Genomic DNA, 15472 nt, shown 5'->3' with positions numbered 1-15472 from the left:
AAAAGCAGGTGATGGTTCACGATTTCGCGAGCACTGCGCCCGAGCCGGTAGCCGCAGGCGCCTACAACGTCTACACCGGCGTGGCGGCCGATGCCGAAGCCGGCGCCTCGGTGCCCACCGCGGCGCAGTTGGGTCTGGAACCGCCCCGGTTCTGCGCCGCGTGTGGCCGCCGGATGATCGTCCAGGTGCGCCCCGACGGCTGGTGGGCCAAATGCTCGCGGCACGGCCAGGTGGACTCCGAGGATCTGGACACCCGGCGATGACCGCGGTCCCGGTCGGCATGGACACCACGGCCCCGCGGGTCTCGCGACGTCGCGCGGCAACACTCGTCATCGCCGGCTTGACCGCCGCCGGCCTGGTGCTCGGTGGACTGTGGGCCTGGCTGGCCCCGTCCGTGCACGGGGTGATCGCGTTGACCCGTGCCGGTGAGCGGGTGCAGACCTATCTCGGCGACGAAGCCGACCACTTCTTCGTCGCCGCGTTCCTGATGCTGGGCCTGTTGTGGGTGGTCGCCGTGGTGACCCCTGTTCTGGTGTGGCAGTGGCGTGCGCATCGTGGCCCGCTGATGGTGGCCGCACTGTCGATCGGAGCCGCCCTCTGCGCGACGGCCGCCACGACCGTCGGCGCGGTGCTGGCGCGGCTGCGGTACCCACCGGTGTACCTCGACACCGCACCCGTCAGCCCCGATCAGCGGGTGTACTACTACACGGAGGCACCGTCGGTGTTCTTCGGTGCCGGCCCGCTGCAGATGGCGGCCACGCTGCTGATTCCCGCTGCCACCGCGGCACTGGTGTACGCCATGTTCGCGGTGTCCACCGCACGGGACGATCTCGGCGGCTACCCGCCCGTTGAGCCGGTGTTCCTGCCGGCCCCACAGTCGGTGCCGGTGAGCGCCGACAGCTCAGCGGTCGAAGCGGGAGAGCGGTAGCCGCTCCAGCTGGCGCCCGGTGATCACCTTGGCGCTGATCACTCCCAGGCGCAGCATGCCGCGGTAGGTCGACGGGTTCAGCAGGGTCGGCCACCTGGTGCGCGCCAGGTGCTCCTGCAGCGGCCGGCCGGCGAAGCGGTCACGCAGCCAGCGCAGCGTCATCGGCGCCGACATCGGGTGCAGCAGCATGTGCTCGCTGAACATGTCGCGGTGGTAGGTGACCTCGCAGCCGCCGGCGCTGTAGACCTCGGCCAGTTCGTCGATGTCGTCCACCGAGACGATGCGATCGTGGACGGCCTGGACGATCAGCACCGGCAGTTTGGGTGCGGCGGTGCCGAGCTTGATGTCGGCGAACACCCGCTGGATTTCCGGGGTCGCCAAGATCTCCTCGAGAGGACGGTCGACCATCGTGCCCAGGTCGCTGCCGATCAGCCGCAGGACCGCGCTCATGGTGGTCTGCTTCTCGAGGTCGAGCAGCATCGCCTTGCCCTCAGCGGTGGCGTGCTCCTGGATCACCCGGTCCAGGTCGGGATAGATATGGGTCAACGCCGCCACCACCATGGCGGGCAGGCCGGAGTAGAAGCTGCCGTTCAGCCGGCGGAACGCGTGGCCCAGGTCGCCGACCGGTGAGCCGAGGACCGCGCCGACGATGTTGAGTTCGGGAGCGTAAGCGTCGGCCATCTCGGCAGCCCAGGCCGTCGCCAAACCGCCACCGGAGTATCCCCACAGCCCCAGCGGTGCGTCCTGGGCCAGGCCCAGACGCTCCATGCTGGTGGCGGCCCGCAGTCCGTCGAGGACGTGATAGCCCGGCTCGACGGGCGCGCCCCACAGGCCGCGCAGCCCCTCGTGATCCGGCACCGACACCGCCCACCCCTCGGCCAGTGCGGCCGCGATCAGCAGGAACTCCAGCTGTGCCAGCGCGCCCACCGCCTTGGCGCCGCGGCGCAGCGCGTACGAGGGGAAGCACCGGTCGGCCACCGCGTCGATGGCGCACTGGTAGGACACCACCGGGCACGGAGTGGTGGCGGACCGTTCGGCGGGCACCAGCACGGTGGTGACGGTCGCTTCGGGGTCACCGTGCAGGTCGGTCGTGCGGTAGAGCAGCTGAGTCGCGGTGAATCGCTGCCGGATCAGGCCGAGAAAGGCGAGCTCGACATCGCGGGACCGCAGCACCGTTCCCGGCTCGGCGTGCTCGAAGCCCTCCGGCGGTGCGTAGAAGGGATCGTCATGCGGAAGCAGCGGCTTGGCGCCGCGCTGCAACACCTGATGAGGTGTCCTGCCTATCCACTCGGCGCCGGTCGCCTTGGCTGCACTGCCAATCTCCATGCCAGCTCCTCTTCATGACCGAGCGCCCATTGTCTCTTAATGAACCCTTAGGAACCAAGCGGGGGTGGCACTGGGTGCCGGTCAGGCTCAGTTTGGCGGACGGAATGCGGCGAACTCGTCAGTGACGCGCAGTTGGGCGTCGGTGAATTTGTACATCGCGGCCGGGCGGCCGCCGCTGCGCCCGGACTGCGCGGTGGTGCCGGTGCGGGTGATCACGCCGCGGCGAGCCAGCACACGCTGCAGATTTGTTGCGTCGACCTGGTAGTCCAGGGCGGTGCTGTAGATGTCGCGCAACGTGGACAGCGCGAATTCCTTTGGCGCCAGGGCGAATCCGATGTTGGTGTATGACAGCTTGGCGGCCAGCCGTGTGCGGGCGTGGCTCACCATGGGGCCGTGGTCGAAGGCCATCGGCGGCAGGTTGTCCACTGGGTGCCAGCGCGTGTCGGCCGGTAGTTCGGGGGTGGCGGGGGAGGGGACCAGGCCCAGGAATGTGGTGGCGATGGTGCGGGTGTCGCCCGGAACCCGGTGCGGGTCGGAGAACACCGCCAATTGCTCGAGGTGGGCTATCTCACGTAGGTCCACCTTCTCGGCGAGTTGGCGCCGGACTGAACTCGTCATGTCTTCGTCGTGTCGCAGCCGCCCGCCGGGCAGGGACCACGCGCCGCGTTGCGGATCGAGCGCGCGTTGCCATAGGAGCACGCTGAGCTGCGGTTCTTTGGTCGTCAACCGGCGAACCTGGAAGACGACGGCGAGCACTTCGTGGGCAGTGCTACGATGTGGCATGTTTTCGATCATAAGTCGAAAACCTCGATGGCGAAAGGAGCGGTCATGACTGTGCTCGACCGCATGGACGGATTGGCAGCCCAGATCTCCAATGGGCCCGACGGCTATTCCGGTGTTGTCGGCGACCAGCAATGGGCGGACGAGATCCGCCGCCTCCTCAAACTGCGGGGTGCCACGCTGCTTGCGCACAACTACCAGTTGCCGGCCATCCAGGACGTCGCCGACCACGTGGGCGACTCCCTGGCGCTCTCGCGCATCGCCGCCGAGGCACCCGAGGACACCATCGTCTTCGCAGGTGTGCACTTCATGGCGGAGACGGCCAAGATCCTGTCACCGGAGAAGACGGTCCTGATCCCGGACCAGCGGGCCGGTTGCTCACTGGCCGACTCCATCACCGCCGAGGAACTGCGGGAGTGGAAGAACGAGTTCCCCGATGCGGTGGTCGTTTCCTACGTCAACACCACCGCCGCGGTGAAGGCACTGACCGACATCTGCTGCACGTCGTCCAACGCGGTCGAGGTCGTCGCCTCGATTCCCGAAGACCGCGAAGTGCTGTTCTGCCCCGACCAGTTCCTGGGTGCCCACGTCAAACGCGAGACCGGCCGCAAGAACCTGCAGATCTGGGCCGGTGAATGCCACGTCCATGCCGGCATCAACGGCGACGAGCTCGCCGAGCAGGCGCGCAGCCACCCCGACGCGGAGCTGTTCGTGCACCCCGAATGCGGTTGCGCCACTTCGGCGTTGTACCTGGCCGGTGAGGGCTCCTTCCCGGAGGACCGGGTGAAGATCCTGTCCACCGGCGGCATGCTCGACGCCGCCCGGCAGTCCAAGGCCCGCCAGGTGCTGGTGGCCACCGAGATCGGTATGTTGCACCAATTGCGCCGTGCTGCACCGGAAATCGACTTCCAAGCCGTCAACGACCGCGCCTCCTGCAAGTACATGAAGATGATCACCCCGGCCGCGCTGCTGCGCTGCCTGGTCGAGGAGGCCGACGAGGTGCACGTCGACCTCGAGACCGCCGCGCTGGCGCAACGCAGCGTGCAGCGGATGATCGAGATCGGTCAGCCCGGCGGCGGCGAATGAACCGTGTCCGTGCCGCCGCCTGTGGGGGCGGCGGGCTGTGGCAGCAGCGGGCCGATGTCGTGGTCATCGGCACCGGAGTCGCCGGTCTGGCGGCGGCGCTGGCGGCCCACCGCGCAGGCCGTCGGGTTGTGGTGTTGAGCAAGATCTCCGAAACCGCGACGCATTACGCACAGGGCGGTATCGCCGTCGTCATTCCCCGTACCGACGACTCGGTGGACGCGCATGTGGCCGACACGCTGGCCGCCGGAGCGGGTCTCTGTGATGCAGATGCGGTCCGGTCCATCGTGGCCGACGGCTACCGAGCCGTCACCGAATTGGTTTGCGATGGAGCCGTTTTCGATCAGCGGCCCGAGGGCGGGTGGGCGTTGGGCCGCGAGGGTGGCCACTCGCGGCGGCGCATCGTCCACGCCGGCGGTGACGCCACCGGGGCCGAAGTCCAGCGCGCACTGGACCACGCCGCCGCTTCGCTCGACATCCGCCGCGATCACGTTGCCGTGCAACTGCTGCGCGACGAGGACGCCATCACCGGCGTCGCCGTGGTCAGCCCCCACGGTCCCGGAATCGTGCACACCGGTTCGGTGATCCTGGCCACCGGCGGCCTCGGCCATCTCTACAGCGCCACCACCAACCCGGACGGCTCCACCGGCGACGGCATCGCATTGGCGCTGCAGGCCGGGGTGCCGGTCAGCGACCTGGAGTTCATCCAGTTCCACCCGACCATGTTGTTTTCCGACGCCCGGCAGTCCGGCGCCCGTCGGCCCCTCGTCACCGAGGCGATCCGCGGTGAGGGCGCGATCCTGGTCGATGCGCGCGATGAGTCGGTGACCGCCGGGCTGCACCCGATGGGGGACCTGGCGCCACGTGATGTCGTCGCCGCCGCGATTGACGCACGGCTACGCGAGACCGGGGACGCCTGCGTCTACCTCGACGCCCGCCGCCTCGACGGGTTCGCGCGGCGGTTCCCCACGGTGACGGCCGCCTGCCACGCCGCGGGTATCGATCCCACCCGGCAACCGATACCGGTGGTGCCCGGGGCGCACTACTCGTGCGGCGGGGTCGTGACCGACGTGCACGGCCGCACCGAGCTGCCCGGGCTGTTCGCCGCCGGTGAGGTGGCCCGCACCGGGATGCACGGCGCCAACCGGCTGGCTTCCAACAGCCTGCTCGAAGGTCTGGTGGTCGGCGGCCGGGCGGGCCGCGCCGCCGCGGACCACGCCGCCACGGTGGGTATCCGGACCGCCAGGACAGAAGACGGGCCCGGTGTACCCGTGGTGGACCGGGCTCGGTTGCAGCAGACGATGTCGCGTTCGGCCTCGGTGGTCCGCTCGGCCGCCGGGCTGCGCGCGCTCAGTGAGCTGGTTTCCACTGCGCCCCTGGTTCAGCCGCGTACGCGCGCACAGTTCGAGGATGCCGCCCTGACCGCCACCGCCGCCGCGGTTGCCGCGGCCGCCATGGCGCGTACCGAAAGCCGGGGCTGCCACCATCGGGCCGAACATCCCGGGACAGACGACCACCTGGCACACAGCACCGTGGTGCGTCTGGTGCAGGGCGGTCCGGCGGTCGAGACGGCGGTGGCATGCTGATGGCTCTCACCGCTCACGAACTGCATGAGGCGCGGGCCGCCATCGCCCGGGCGCTCGACGAAGACCTACGCTACGGTCCCGACATCACCACGCTGGCAACGGTTTCCGAAGATGCCAGCACCACCGCGGCGATGGTCACCCGGGCACACGGAGTGGCGGCGGGAATCGACATCGCGCTGCTGGTTCTCGATGAGGTACTCGGCGTCGACGGCTACCAGGTCCTGGGTCGGGCCGACGACGGGGACACCCTGGTTCCGGGTGACCCGCTGCTGACGGTCGAGTCCGAGACCCGCGGGCTGCTCACCGCCGAGCGCACCATGCTCAACCTGGTGTCCCACCTCTCGGGCATCGCCACCGCGACGGCGGAATGGGTTGCCGCCGTGGACGGTACGAACGCCCGGATCCGGGACACCCGCAAGACGCTGCCGGGTATGCGCGCGCTGCAGAAGTACGCCGTGCGCGTCGGTGGCGGTGTCAACCACCGGATGGGTCTGGGGGACGCCGCGCTGATCAAGGACAACCACGTCGCCGCAGCCGGATCGGTGGTCGCCGCGTTGCGCGCGGTCCGCACCGCCGCACCCGACCTGCCGTGCGAAGTCGAGGTCGACTCCCTCGACGAGCTCGACGCCGTGCTGGAGGAGGATGTGCAGCTGATCCTGCTCGACAACTTCGCGGTGTGGGAGACCCAGATCGCGGTGCAGCGCCGGGATTCCCGTGCTCCGCATGTCCAGTTGGAGTCCTCCGGCGGCCTGTCGCTGGACCGGGCGGCGGCCTATGCGAGCACCGGCGTCGACTACCTGGCGGTGGGCGCGCTCACACACTCGGTGCGGGTGCTCGACATCGGACTCGACTTCTAGGCAGCGGGCTCGAGCAGCACCGCGACACCGACGGGCTGGTTCGATTGTTCGGACCCGGATCAGCCCGCCTGGATGACGTCGAGGGCGGCATTCTGCTCCCGACGTGCCGCCTTCTTCCCCGCGCGTCCGCCACTTCTGCGGGCCTGTTTCTGGAATGCCCGCCGCGACCGCCGGGTCAACAGCGAGTCCAGCAGCGCCCGGTCGAACGGCAGATCGGGTCGCTGCTCGATCTGCGCGCGGACCCAGGCCCGTTCGGCGCGCAGCAGCAACAGCACCGGTACCAGGAAGATCACCAGGTTCAGCGCGACCTTGCCCAGCATCACCCCGACGGCCACGAGCCCCTCCTCGGGGCCCGGCGAATCCCAGATGAAGTGCATCAGCGAAGCGCAGAACATCAGCGCCACCGCGACCACCACCCGCCGGGGCAGGGACCAGCTGTCCCGGCCGGCGAACGTCGGCATCAGCAGCAGCACCCCCACCGTCGCCAACGCGGTGTACGCCCAGTGCGCGGGCACGGCGGTGAACACCCGCAGCACGAGGTTGCCGCCGGCGCCGGACAGGTCGGAGTCAAGGCTCGAGATCGCCTGCCGGGTCGCATAGACCAGGTCCTCGAAGATGTCGAAACCGAACCCGACGTACATGCCGAGCAGCAGCGCGTGGGAGATCCTGGTGAACACCGGCGCGGCCAGCACCAGGATCACCAACGCGCACAACGCCTTTGCCGCTTCCTCGATGATCGGTGCCGACAGCGCCGCCGACCATTGTGCGGCGACATCGGGGTCAAGCACCCGGGCCCAGACCCCGAACAGTGCGGTGTTGCCCGACATGGCCATGGTGACCGCCACCGTTGCGCCCATCGCGGCGCCGGCCACCAGCACCTGGGGGTAGGCGCGCACACTGCGGAACGGGTCGAACTTGTTCATCAGCCAGATCAGGAAGACGATGAAACCCAGCCACAGCGGGGCCAGGGCCACCTGCGCGTCGAGGGTGTCCTTGATGGCCGCACCGTTCTCGGCCAGTTGGATCACCGTGCCGACCACCAGCGCCACGATGAACAACCAGAAGACCGCCGATTCAGGCCGGTAGATCACCGGCACCCGCGCGCGGGCGGTGGTGGTGTGGCGTTCGACGGTCGCGGTCATGGGGTGCCTCCTGTCTCGGTCCGGGTCAGCGGGCCGACGAGGTCGGCGATGGGCGGTGCGGGATGGTCGCCGTCGCCGAGCGCGATCACCGAGATCACGACGTCGTCGTCGGTCAGATAGGCGCAGGTCCCGGTCAGTGTCTCGGTCACCACAACACAGGTGTCGCCGCTGAGGTCGCCGTCGGCGGATGTGATCTGCCCACCGTCGAGCGCCGACGGCATGCCCTGGACGCGGTTGGACCGCATCAGTCGCTGTGTCACCGCCTCGCGTTCGCGGTCGGCTCGGTCGTAGACCTCGACGATCACCACCGCGCCGTCGGTGCGCAGCACCGCCGAGTCGCCGTTGTCCTGCGTCTGCCACCCGTCCGGGGCGGTCACGACCACCCCGTGGCCTTCGGCGCTGACGATCTCGACGGTCTTGTCGCCGGAAGCGGCCTCGGCCCACTCGCGGTCCGGCAACGCCGCTTCGAGCAGCATGGGAATCAGCGGAACGGCCAGAAGGCCGGCAGCAAGCGCGAATGCCGCCGGCTTCTGTGTCATCTTCCGTTTACCGTGCGGTACATCGGTGTTGGTGATCAGCGACATCCGTACGTTCACTCCGATGCTCGAGGTCTGCGGTGCATAGCCGCAGCTAACCTTAAACGAGCAGAGTCATGCGGTCGCGGCGCGCCGGACGAAGGACAACACCACCGCAGCTGCGGCGAACAGTCCCGAGAACACCCGGTTGACGGCCCGTTGCTGGCGTGGCGTCGACAGGAACCCGAGGACCCGGGCGGCCAGCCCCGCGTACCCGCCCATCACCACCAGGTCGACCACCACCATGGTGGCGCCGATGACGAGGTATTGCGGCAGCAGCGGCGCCGACGGCACCACGAACTGGGGGAGCACTGCCAGCAGGAACACCAGTCCCTTCGGATTGGTGAGGTTCACCAGCGCGCCGCGGGTCATCAACGACAACGCTCCCGACGAACCCGCCGGGTTCATCTGCGCGCGCAGGTCGACACCGGCCGCCCGCCATTGCCGGACCGCCAGATAGATGAGATACGCCACACCGAGCCACTTGATGATGGTGAAGGCGAGCACGGAGTTGGCCAGCGCGGCGCCCAGACCGATGGCGACCAGCGCCAACTGCACCATGAGCCCGATCTCCAGCCCGATGATCGACCAGTAGCTGCGGCGCAGGCCATGGGTCAATCCGGTCGCCATCGACAGAATCGCCCCGGCGCCCGGCGACACGCTGATGGCGATCGCCGCGCCGAGAAACGCGAACCAGACTTCCCATTCCATGGCCGCAGTCTGGCAGCTGCCAACTCCGCAGCTCAATCAATTTTTAAACAGGAGCATCGATCAGGGACAATGACTGGTGATGGCCAGTTTCGAGATGTCCCGGATCGATTTGCGTAACCGCGCCCTGTCCGCGGCGCAATTGCGCGCGGCGTTACCCCGCGGCGGTGTCGACGTCGACGCAGTGGTGCCCAAGGTGCGCCCCATCGTCGACGAGGTGGCCGAGCACGGCGCCGACGCCGCGCTGCGATACGGCGAACAGTTCGACGGGGTCCGTCCCGACGCCGTCCGTGTCCCGGCGGACGCACTGCAGCAGGCGCTCAGCGAACTCGAACCGGACGTGCGCGTCGCCTTGCAGGTCGCCATCGACCGCACCCGGGCGGTGCATGCCGATCAGCGGCGCACCGACACCACCACCGAGCTCGCCCCGGGGGCCACCGTCACGGAGCGGTGGGTGCCCGTCGAGCGGGTCGGCCTCTACGTGCCCGGCGGCAATGCCGTCTACCCGTCCAGCGTGATCATGAACGTCGTGCCGGCCCAGACCGCCGGCGTCGACTCGCTGGTGATCGCCAGCCCGCCGCAGGCGCAGTTCGGAGGCCTGCCGCACCCGACCATCCTGGCGGCAGCCGCACTGCTCGGTGTCGACGAAGTCTGGGCGGTCGGGGGCGCTCAGGCGGTCGCGCTGCTGGCCTACGGCGGTACCGACACCGACGGGGCCGAACTGGCCCCGGTCGACATGATCACCGGTCCGGGCAACATCTACGTCACGGCCGCCAAGCGGATCTGCCGTTCACAGGTCGGTATCGACGCCGAGGCCGGCCCCACCGAGATCGCGATCCTGGCCGACCACACCGCCGACCCGGTGCACGTCGCCGCCGACCTGATCAGCCAGGCCGAACACGACGAGATGGCCGCCAGCGTGCTCGTCACCGACAGCAGCGACCTGGGCGTGGCTGTCGATGCCCAACTGGCCACCCAACTTCAGACCACCGTGCACCGGGACCGGGTGCTGGCCGCGCTCCTGGGTCGGCAGTCCGCGATCGTGCTGGTCGACGACATCGATACCGGTGTGCGGGTGGTCAACGCCTACGCCGCCGAGCACCTGGAGATCCAGACCGCCGATTCGCACGCGGTCGCCAATCAGATCCGTTCCGCCGGAGCGATTTTCGTGGGTGCCTGGTCGCCGGTCAGCCTGGGCGACTACTGCGCCGGCTCCAATCACGTGCTGCCCACCGCCGGCTGTGCCCGGCACTCGAGCGGGTTGTCGGTGCAGACCTTCCTGCGCGGTATCCACGTGGTCGACTACACCGAGGCCGCGCTGAAGGACGTGTCCGGGCACGTCATCACGCTCGCCGAAGCCGAGAATCTGCCCGCCCACGGAGAGGCCGTACGCCGGAGGTTCGAACGATGAGTGGACCCGGAGCGCAGATCAGTCTCGACGATCTGCCGCTGCGCGACGACCTGCGCGGAAAATCTCCGTACGGGGCCCCGCAATTGGTGGTGCCGGTGCGGCTGAACACGAACGAGAATCCGCACCCCCCGACGCAGGCGTTGATCGATGACGTGGCCCGGTCGGTGCGCGAGGCGGCCGCCGAGTTGCACCGCTATCCCGATCGGGACGCGGTAGCGCTGCGCGCCGACCTGGCGGCGTATCTGACCCAGCAGACCGGCGTCTCGCTGGGTGTCGAGAACCTCTGGGCCGCAAACGGATCCAACGAGATCCTGCAGCAGCTTCTGCAGGCTTTCGGCGGCCCGGGCCGCAAGGCCATCGGTTTCGTGCCGTCGTACTCGATGCACCCGATCATCTCCGACGGCACCCAGACCGAGTGGCTGCAGGCCGCCCGCTCCGAGGATTTCAGCCTCGATATCGACGTGGCGGTGGCTGCCGTCGAAAGCCGTTCGCCTGACGTGGTTTTCGTGGCCAGTCCGAACAACCCGTCCGGGCAGAGCGTGCCGCTGGAGGATCTGCGCCGCATCCTCGCCGTCATGAAAACCGGGGTGCTGATCGTCGACGAGGCGTACGGCGAGTTCTCCTCGCAGCCCAGCGCGGTGGCGCTGATCGACGAGTTCCCCACCAAGCTGGTGGTCAGCCGCACCATGAGCAAGGCGTTCGCCTTCGCCGGCGGCCGGCTGGGTTACCTGATCGCCGCCCCCGCGGTCATCGACGCGATGCTGCTGGTTCGGCTGCCGTATCACCTGTCGGTGGTCACCCAGGCCGCCGCACGCGCTGCGCTGCGCCATGCCGACGACACCCTGGGCAGCGTCGCGACGCTGATCGCCGAACGGCAGCGCGTCACAGAAGCGTTGACCAGCATGGGTTTCCGGGTCATCCCCAGCGACGCCAACTTCGTGCTGTTCGGTCAGTTCGCCGACGCGCCCGCCACCTGGAAGCGCTATCTGGACGCGGGAATCCTGATCCGCGACGTCGGCATCCCGGGCTACCTGCGCGCCACCACCGGACTCGCCGCAGAGAACGATGCGCTGCTGGCGGCCAGCGCCACCCTTGTCGCAGGAGAACTGACCCAGCCGCTAGGAGCATCATGACCCAGACCTTGACCGCCCGGCGCGCTCGTGTGCAGCGCACCACCCGCGAATCCGACATCGTGGTCGAACTCGACCTCGACGGCACCGGCCAGGTGCAGATCGACACCGGGGTGCCGTTCTTCGACCACATGCTGACCTCGCTCGGCAGTCACGCCAGCTTCGATCTCACCGTGCGGGCCACTGGTGACGTGCACATCGAGGCGCACCACGTCGTGGAGGACACCGCGATCGTGTTGGGGCAGGCGCTCGGTCAGGCGCTGGGGGAGAAGAAGGGCATCCGCCGCTTCGGTGACGCCTTCATCCCGATGGACGAGACGCTGGCGCATGCGGCCGTGGACGTCTCCGGGCGGCCGTACTGCGTGCACACCGGGGAACCGGAGTCCATGGTGGAGTTCACCATCGCCGGTTCGACCGTGCCGTACCACACGGTGATCAACCGTCACGTGTTCGAGTCGCTGGCGTTCAACGCGCGCATCGCCCTGCATGTGCGCACCATTTATGGCCGCGATCCCCACCACATCACCGAGGCGGAGTACAAGGCCGTCGCCCGTGCGCTTCGGGAAGCTGTCGAATACGACCCCCGGGTCACCGGCGTGCCCTCCACCAAAGGGACCCTGTGACCAAAAAAGTCGTGGTCCTCGACTACGGGTCGGGCAATCTGCGTTCGGCTCAGCGTGCGGCCGAACGTACCGGCGCTGACGTCGAGGTCACCGCTGACCCGGCCGCGGCCGCCGAGGCCGACGGCCTGCTGGTGCCCGGTGTCGGTGCCTTCGAAGCGTGCATGAGCGGTTTGCGTGCCATCGGCGGTGAGAAGATCATCGCCGACCGGTTGCAGCGGGGCCGCCCCGTGCTCGGGGTGTGTGTGGGAATGCAGATCCTGTTCGCCCGTGGCGTCGAGTTCGGGGTGGAGTCCGTGGGTTGCGGGCAATGGCCGGGTGCGGTGACGCACTTGGACGCACCTGTGGTCCCGCACATGGGCTGGAATGTCGTCGACGCGCCCGAGGACAGCGTGCTGTTCCGGGGAATCGACCCGCAGACCCGGTTCTACTTCGTCCATTCCTATGCCGCCCAGGAATGGACGGGTGATCCTGGCGCCAAGCTCACCTGGGCTCGGCATCACGTGCCGTTCCTGGCTGCCGTCGAGGACGGTCCGTTGTCGGCGACACAATTTCATCCGGAGAAAAGCGGTGACGCCGGTGCGGCACTGCTCACCAATTGGGTTGAGGGACTGTGACTTGTAAGTTGATTCTGCTGCCTGCCGTCGACGTGGTGGAAGGCAAGGCGGTCCGCCTGGTCCAGGGCCAGGCCGGCAGCGAGACCGAGTACGGCTCGGCGCTCGATGCCGCTCTGGGCTGGCAGCGCGACGGTGCCGAGTGGATCCACCTGGTGGACCTCGACGCCGCTTTCGGCCGCGGCTCCAACCGCGAACTGCTCGCAGAGGTGGTCGGCAAACTCGATGTCGACGTCGAACTCTCCGGCGGTATCCGCGACGACGACTCGTTGAAGGCGGCGCTGGCCACCGGCTGCCGGCGGGTCAACCTCGGCACCGCCGCACTGGAGAACCCGCAATGGTGCGCCAAGGTGATCGCCGAGCACGGCGACAAGGTGGCCGTGGGCCTCGACGTCAAGATCGACTCCGCTGCGGCCGGGGGCGACTACCGGCTGCGCGGACGCGGCTGGGAGACCGACGGCGGCGACCTGTGGCCGGTGTTGGAACGCCTTGACGCCGAGGGGTGTTCGCGGTTCGTGGTCACCGATGTCACCAAGGACGGCACGCTCAACGGACCCAACCTCGAGCTGCTGTCGGCGGTGGCCGCCAAGACCGACGCACCCGTGATCGCGTCGGGCGGAGTGTCCAGCCTGGACGACCTGCGCGCCATCGCCACCCTCACCGGTGAAGGTGTGGAGGGCGCGATCGTCGGAAAAGCGCTCTACGCGGGCCGCTTCACGCTGCCGGAGGCGCTGTCCGCGGTCAGCCGATGACCGGCTCGGTGGATTACGACGACCTGATCGCGACGGCCTCGAGCATCCTCGATGACGTCGTGGAGCCGTTCCTGGCGGGCCATCGTGCCGACTCGGCCGTCCGCAAGAAGGGCAACGACTTCGCCACCGAGGTCGATCTCGCCATCGAACGTCAGGTGGTCGAGGCGCTGACCACCCGTACCGGGATCGGGGTGCACGGCGAGGAATTCGGGGGCGCTCCCATCGATTCGCCCCTGGTGTGGGTGCTCGACCCGATCGACGGCACCTTCAACTACGCCGCCGGGTCGCCCATGGCCGCGGTCCTGCTGGGCCTGATGCGCGACGGTGAACCCGTCGCCGGGCTGACCTGGCTGCCGTTCACCGATCAGCGTTACACCGCGGTGGTGGGTGGACCGCTGTACGCCAACGGGGTGCCCCGTGCGCCGTTGGATTCCCCGACGCTGAAGGATTCGATCGTCGGGATCGGCACGTTCAACGTCGACTGGCGTGGACGCTATCCGGGGCGCTACCGGCTCGGCGTCCTGGAGAACATGAGCCGCGAATGCCACCGGTTGCGGATGCACGGCGCCACCGGTGTCGACCTCGCGTATGTCGCCGACGGAATTCTGGGTGGCGCGGTGACGTTCGGTGACCATGTGTGGGACTACGCCGCCGGGGTGGCACTGGTGCGGGCCGCAGGCGGCATCGTCACCGATCTGGCGGGGCGGCCGTGGACGGTCTCGTCGAGTTCGGCGCTGGCCGCCGCGCCGGGTGTGCACGAGCACATCCTCGAGATCGTGAAGTCGGTCGGCGACCCGGAGGACTATCGATGAACGTCCCGCAGAGCACGCTGGCGACCCGGGTCATCCCGTGCCTGGATGTCGATGCCGGCCGCGTCGTCAAAGGGGTCAACTTCGAAAACCTGCGTGACGCAGGCGATCCGGTGGAGCTGGCCGCGGTGTATGACGCCGAAGGCGCCGACGAGTTGACCTTCCTGGACGTCACCGCGTCGTCGTCGGGCCGGGCCACCATGCTCGAGGTCGTGCGGCGTACCGCCGAACAGGTCTTCATCCCGCTGACCGTGGGCGGCGGCGTGCGCTCGGTCGACGACGTCGACGTGCTGCTGCGCGCCGGTGCCGACAAGGTGTCGGTGAACACGGCGGCGATCGCCCGCCCCGAGCTGCTCGGCGAGCTGTCCCGCCAGTTCGGCTCCCAGTGCATCGTGCTGTCGGTGGACGCGCGAACTGCGCCTTCGGGCTCGGACGGCTCGGCGACCACACCGTCGGGGTGGGAGGTCACCACGCACGGCGGCCGGCGCGGCACCGGCATCGACGCGGTCGAATGGGCCAAACGCGGAGCCGAACTGGGTGTCGGCGAGATCCTGCTGAATTCGATGGACGCCGACGGCACCAAGGCCGGGTTCGACCTCGCGATGCTGCGGGCGGTGCGGGCCGCGGTGACGGTGCCGGTGATCGCCAGCGGCGGCGCGGGCGCGGTCGACCACTTCGCCCCCGCGGTGCACGCCGGCGCTGATGCGGTGTTGGCGGCCAGTGTTTTCCACTTCAAGGAACTCACCATCGGACAGGTGAAGGCGGCGATGGCCGCTGACGGGATATGCGTCAGATGAGCACACTGGATCCTGCGATCGCTGCCCGCTTGAAGCGCAACGCCGACGGGCTGTTCACCGCGGTGGTGCAGGAACGCGGTTCCGGCGACGTCCTGATGGTCGCGTGGATGGACGATGACGCCCTGGCGCGGACGCTGGCCACCCGCGAGGCCACCTACTTCTCCAGGTCCCGTGGGCAGCAGTGGATCAAGGGCGCCACGTCCGGTCACACGCAGCGGGTGGACTCGGTGCGGCTCGACTGCGACGGCGACTGCGTGCTGCTGGTGGTCGATCAGGTCGGGGGAGCCTGCCACACCGGTGATCACAGTTGTTTCGACGCCGACGTGCTGCTGCCCTCGGAGTAACCCGCATCGA

At 68.8% G+C, this 15472-nt stretch carries 18 protein-coding genes; 13 read left to right on the top strand and 5 right to left on the bottom strand.

What is annotated here, in order from left to right; all coding sequences use genetic code 11:
- The first annotated feature begins 11 nt into the window (after positions 1 to 11).
- Together bsaP and AC3A6P_RS29350 are read left to right on the top strand one after the other, a co-directional pair.
- Positions 12 to 263 carry a biotin synthase auxiliary protein BsaP gene (gene bsaP, locus AC3A6P_RS29355; protein WP_487695889.1) on the top strand — a complete coding sequence of 84 codons (252 nt, stop codon included), beginning with the start codon at positions 12 to 14 and terminating at the stop codon, positions 261 to 263.
- Positions 260 to 928: a DUF2567 domain-containing protein gene (locus tag AC3A6P_RS29350; protein ID WP_487695888.1), complete on the top strand. Its 669-nt coding sequence runs from the start codon at positions 260 to 262 to the stop codon at positions 926 to 928. The genes bsaP and AC3A6P_RS29350 overlap by 4 nt, the downstream gene beginning before the upstream one ends.
- On the opposite strand, the gene AC3A6P_RS29345 is transcribed toward AC3A6P_RS29350, so the two are convergent.
- Both AC3A6P_RS29345 and AC3A6P_RS29340 read right to left on the bottom strand, forming a co-directional pair.
- Positions 902 to 2254 carry a lipase family protein gene (locus AC3A6P_RS29345; RefSeq protein ID WP_487695887.1) on the bottom strand — a complete coding sequence of 451 codons (1353 nt, stop codon included), beginning with the start codon at positions 2252 to 2254 and terminating at the stop codon, positions 902 to 904. The genes AC3A6P_RS29350 and AC3A6P_RS29345 overlap by 27 nt on opposite strands.
- An 87-nt stretch (positions 2255 to 2341) precedes the next feature.
- The gene (locus tag AC3A6P_RS29340) at positions 2342 to 3037 is read right to left on the bottom strand and encodes an NUDIX hydrolase (RefSeq protein ID WP_487695886.1); all 696 of its coding nucleotides are present in this window, start codon (positions 3035 to 3037) and stop codon (positions 2342 to 2344) included.
- 45 nt (positions 3038 to 3082) lie between these two features.
- Between AC3A6P_RS29340 and nadA the strand changes: the two genes are divergently transcribed.
- The 3 genes from nadA to nadC are packed head-to-tail and all read left to right on the top strand — an operon-like array spanning position 3083 to position 6560.
- Positions 3083 to 4120 carry a quinolinate synthase NadA gene (nadA, locus tag AC3A6P_RS29335; protein ID WP_487695885.1) on the top strand — a complete coding sequence of 346 codons (1038 nt, stop codon included), beginning with the start codon at positions 3083 to 3085 and terminating at the stop codon, positions 4118 to 4120.
- Positions 4117 to 5703 carry an L-aspartate oxidase gene (locus tag AC3A6P_RS29330; protein ID WP_487695884.1) on the top strand — a complete coding sequence of 529 codons (1587 nt, stop codon included), beginning with the start codon at positions 4117 to 4119 and terminating at the stop codon, positions 5701 to 5703. The genes nadA and AC3A6P_RS29330 overlap by 4 nt, the downstream gene beginning before the upstream one ends.
- Complete coding sequence (gene nadC / locus AC3A6P_RS29325) at positions 5703 to 6560, top strand: carboxylating nicotinate-nucleotide diphosphorylase (RefSeq protein WP_487695882.1); 858 nt, start codon at positions 5703 to 5705, stop codon at positions 6558 to 6560. Before AC3A6P_RS29330 ends, nadC begins: the two co-directional genes overlap by 1 nt.
- Positions 6561 to 6619: 59 nt before the next feature.
- Here the strand turns inward: nadC and AC3A6P_RS29320 are convergent, their stop codons facing one another.
- The 3 genes from AC3A6P_RS29320 to rhtB form a co-directional block, all read right to left on the bottom strand.
- Positions 6620 to 7702, bottom strand: coding sequence for a PrsW family intramembrane metalloprotease (locus AC3A6P_RS29320; RefSeq protein WP_487695881.1), 1083 nt, complete (start codon positions 7700 to 7702; stop codon positions 6620 to 6622).
- On the bottom strand, positions 7699 to 8286 hold the full coding sequence (locus AC3A6P_RS29315) for a hypothetical protein (protein ID WP_487695880.1): 588 nt from the start codon (positions 8284 to 8286) through the stop codon (positions 7699 to 7701). Before AC3A6P_RS29315 ends, AC3A6P_RS29320 begins: the two co-directional genes overlap by 4 nt.
- 66 nt (positions 8287 to 8352) lie before the next feature.
- Positions 8353 to 8988, bottom strand: coding sequence for a homoserine/homoserine lactone efflux protein (gene rhtB, locus AC3A6P_RS29310; protein ID WP_487695879.1), 636 nt, complete (start codon positions 8986 to 8988; stop codon positions 8353 to 8355).
- Positions 8989 to 9067: 79 nt separating this feature from the next.
- Here rhtB and hisD point away from each other — a divergent pair, with 79 nt between their 5' ends.
- The 8 genes from hisD to hisI are packed head-to-tail and all read left to right on the top strand — an operon-like array spanning position 9068 to position 15462.
- Positions 9068 to 10396 carry a histidinol dehydrogenase gene (gene hisD, locus AC3A6P_RS29305; protein ID WP_487695878.1) on the top strand — a complete coding sequence of 443 codons (1329 nt, stop codon included), beginning with the start codon at positions 9068 to 9070 and terminating at the stop codon, positions 10394 to 10396.
- Complete coding sequence (locus AC3A6P_RS29300) at positions 10393 to 11529, top strand: histidinol-phosphate transaminase (RefSeq protein WP_487695877.1); 1137 nt, start codon at positions 10393 to 10395, stop codon at positions 11527 to 11529. Before hisD ends, AC3A6P_RS29300 begins: the two co-directional genes overlap by 4 nt.
- Positions 11526 to 12149 carry an imidazoleglycerol-phosphate dehydratase HisB gene (gene hisB / locus AC3A6P_RS29295; RefSeq protein WP_487695876.1) on the top strand — a complete coding sequence of 208 codons (624 nt, stop codon included), beginning with the start codon at positions 11526 to 11528 and terminating at the stop codon, positions 12147 to 12149. Before AC3A6P_RS29300 ends, hisB begins: the two co-directional genes overlap by 4 nt.
- Complete coding sequence (hisH, locus tag AC3A6P_RS29290) at positions 12146 to 12763, top strand: imidazole glycerol phosphate synthase subunit HisH (protein ID WP_487695874.1); 618 nt, start codon at positions 12146 to 12148, stop codon at positions 12761 to 12763. The genes hisB and hisH overlap by 4 nt, the downstream gene beginning before the upstream one ends.
- Positions 12760 to 13512, top strand: a complete 753-nt coding sequence (gene priA, locus AC3A6P_RS29285; RefSeq protein ID WP_487695872.1) for a bifunctional 1-(5-phosphoribosyl)-5-((5-phosphoribosylamino)methylideneamino)imidazole-4-carboxamide isomerase/phosphoribosylanthranilate isomerase PriA — start codon at positions 12760 to 12762, stop codon at positions 13510 to 13512. Before hisH ends, priA begins: the two co-directional genes overlap by 4 nt.
- Positions 13509 to 14324 (top strand): inositol monophosphatase family protein, encoded by an 816-nt coding sequence (locus tag AC3A6P_RS29280; RefSeq protein WP_487695870.1) that lies wholly within the window; start codon positions 13509 to 13511, stop codon positions 14322 to 14324. Before priA ends, AC3A6P_RS29280 begins: the two co-directional genes overlap by 4 nt.
- Complete coding sequence (gene hisF / locus AC3A6P_RS29275; RefSeq protein WP_487695868.1) at positions 14321 to 15118, top strand: imidazole glycerol phosphate synthase subunit HisF; 798 nt, start codon at positions 14321 to 14323, stop codon at positions 15116 to 15118. Before AC3A6P_RS29280 ends, hisF begins: the two co-directional genes overlap by 4 nt.
- Positions 15115 to 15462 carry a phosphoribosyl-AMP cyclohydrolase gene (gene hisI, locus AC3A6P_RS29270; RefSeq protein ID WP_487695867.1) on the top strand — a complete coding sequence of 116 codons (348 nt, stop codon included), beginning with the start codon at positions 15115 to 15117 and terminating at the stop codon, positions 15460 to 15462. Before hisF ends, hisI begins: the two co-directional genes overlap by 4 nt.
- The last annotated feature ends 10 nt before the right edge of the window (positions 15463 to 15472 follow it).

It is taken from the genome of Mycobacterium sp. Soil_C_30, assembly GCF_057656995.1.
The sequence above is the reverse complement of the archived record's forward strand: the minus strand, read 5'-3'. Positions and strand labels throughout refer to the sequence as shown.

Excerpts from the sequence above, each read along its gene's own strand:
- bsaP (WP_487695889.1), top strand. The coding sequence starts at position 12 with ATGGTTCACGATTTCGCGAGCACTGCGCCCGAGCCGGTAGCCGCAGGC.
- AC3A6P_RS29350 (WP_487695888.1), top strand. The coding sequence starts at position 260 with ATGACCGCGGTCCCGGTCGGCATGGACACCACGGCCCCGCGGGTCTCG.
- AC3A6P_RS29345 (WP_487695887.1), bottom strand. The coding sequence starts at position 2,254 with ATGGAGATTGGCAGTGCAGCCAAGGCGACCGGCGCCGAGTGGATAGGC.
- AC3A6P_RS29340 (WP_487695886.1), bottom strand. The coding sequence starts at position 3,037 with ATGCCACATCGTAGCACTGCCCACGAAGTGCTCGCCGTCGTCTTCCAG.
- nadA (WP_487695885.1), top strand. The coding sequence starts at position 3,083 with ATGACTGTGCTCGACCGCATGGACGGATTGGCAGCCCAGATCTCCAAT.
- AC3A6P_RS29330 (WP_487695884.1), top strand. The coding sequence starts at position 4,117 with ATGAACCGTGTCCGTGCCGCCGCCTGTGGGGGCGGCGGGCTGTGGCAG.
- nadC (WP_487695882.1), top strand. The coding sequence starts at position 5,703 with ATGGCTCTCACCGCTCACGAACTGCATGAGGCGCGGGCCGCCATCGCC.
- AC3A6P_RS29320 (WP_487695881.1), bottom strand. The coding sequence starts at position 7,702 with ATGACCGCGACCGTCGAACGCCACACCACCACCGCCCGCGCGCGGGTG.
- AC3A6P_RS29315 (WP_487695880.1), bottom strand. The coding sequence starts at position 8,286 with ATGTCGCTGATCACCAACACCGATGTACCGCACGGTAAACGGAAGATG.
- rhtB (WP_487695879.1), bottom strand. The coding sequence starts at position 8,988 with ATGGAATGGGAAGTCTGGTTCGCGTTTCTCGGCGCGGCGATCGCCATC.
- hisD (WP_487695878.1), top strand. The coding sequence starts at position 9,068 with ATGGCCAGTTTCGAGATGTCCCGGATCGATTTGCGTAACCGCGCCCTG.
- AC3A6P_RS29300 (WP_487695877.1), top strand. The coding sequence starts at position 10,393 with ATGAGTGGACCCGGAGCGCAGATCAGTCTCGACGATCTGCCGCTGCGC.
- hisB (WP_487695876.1), top strand. The coding sequence starts at position 11,526 with ATGACCCAGACCTTGACCGCCCGGCGCGCTCGTGTGCAGCGCACCACC.
- AC3A6P_RS29280 (WP_487695870.1), top strand. The coding sequence starts at position 13,509 with ATGACCGGCTCGGTGGATTACGACGACCTGATCGCGACGGCCTCGAGC.
- hisF (WP_487695868.1), top strand. The coding sequence starts at position 14,321 with ATGAACGTCCCGCAGAGCACGCTGGCGACCCGGGTCATCCCGTGCCTG.
- hisI (WP_487695867.1), top strand. The coding sequence starts at position 15,115 with ATGAGCACACTGGATCCTGCGATCGCTGCCCGCTTGAAGCGCAACGCC.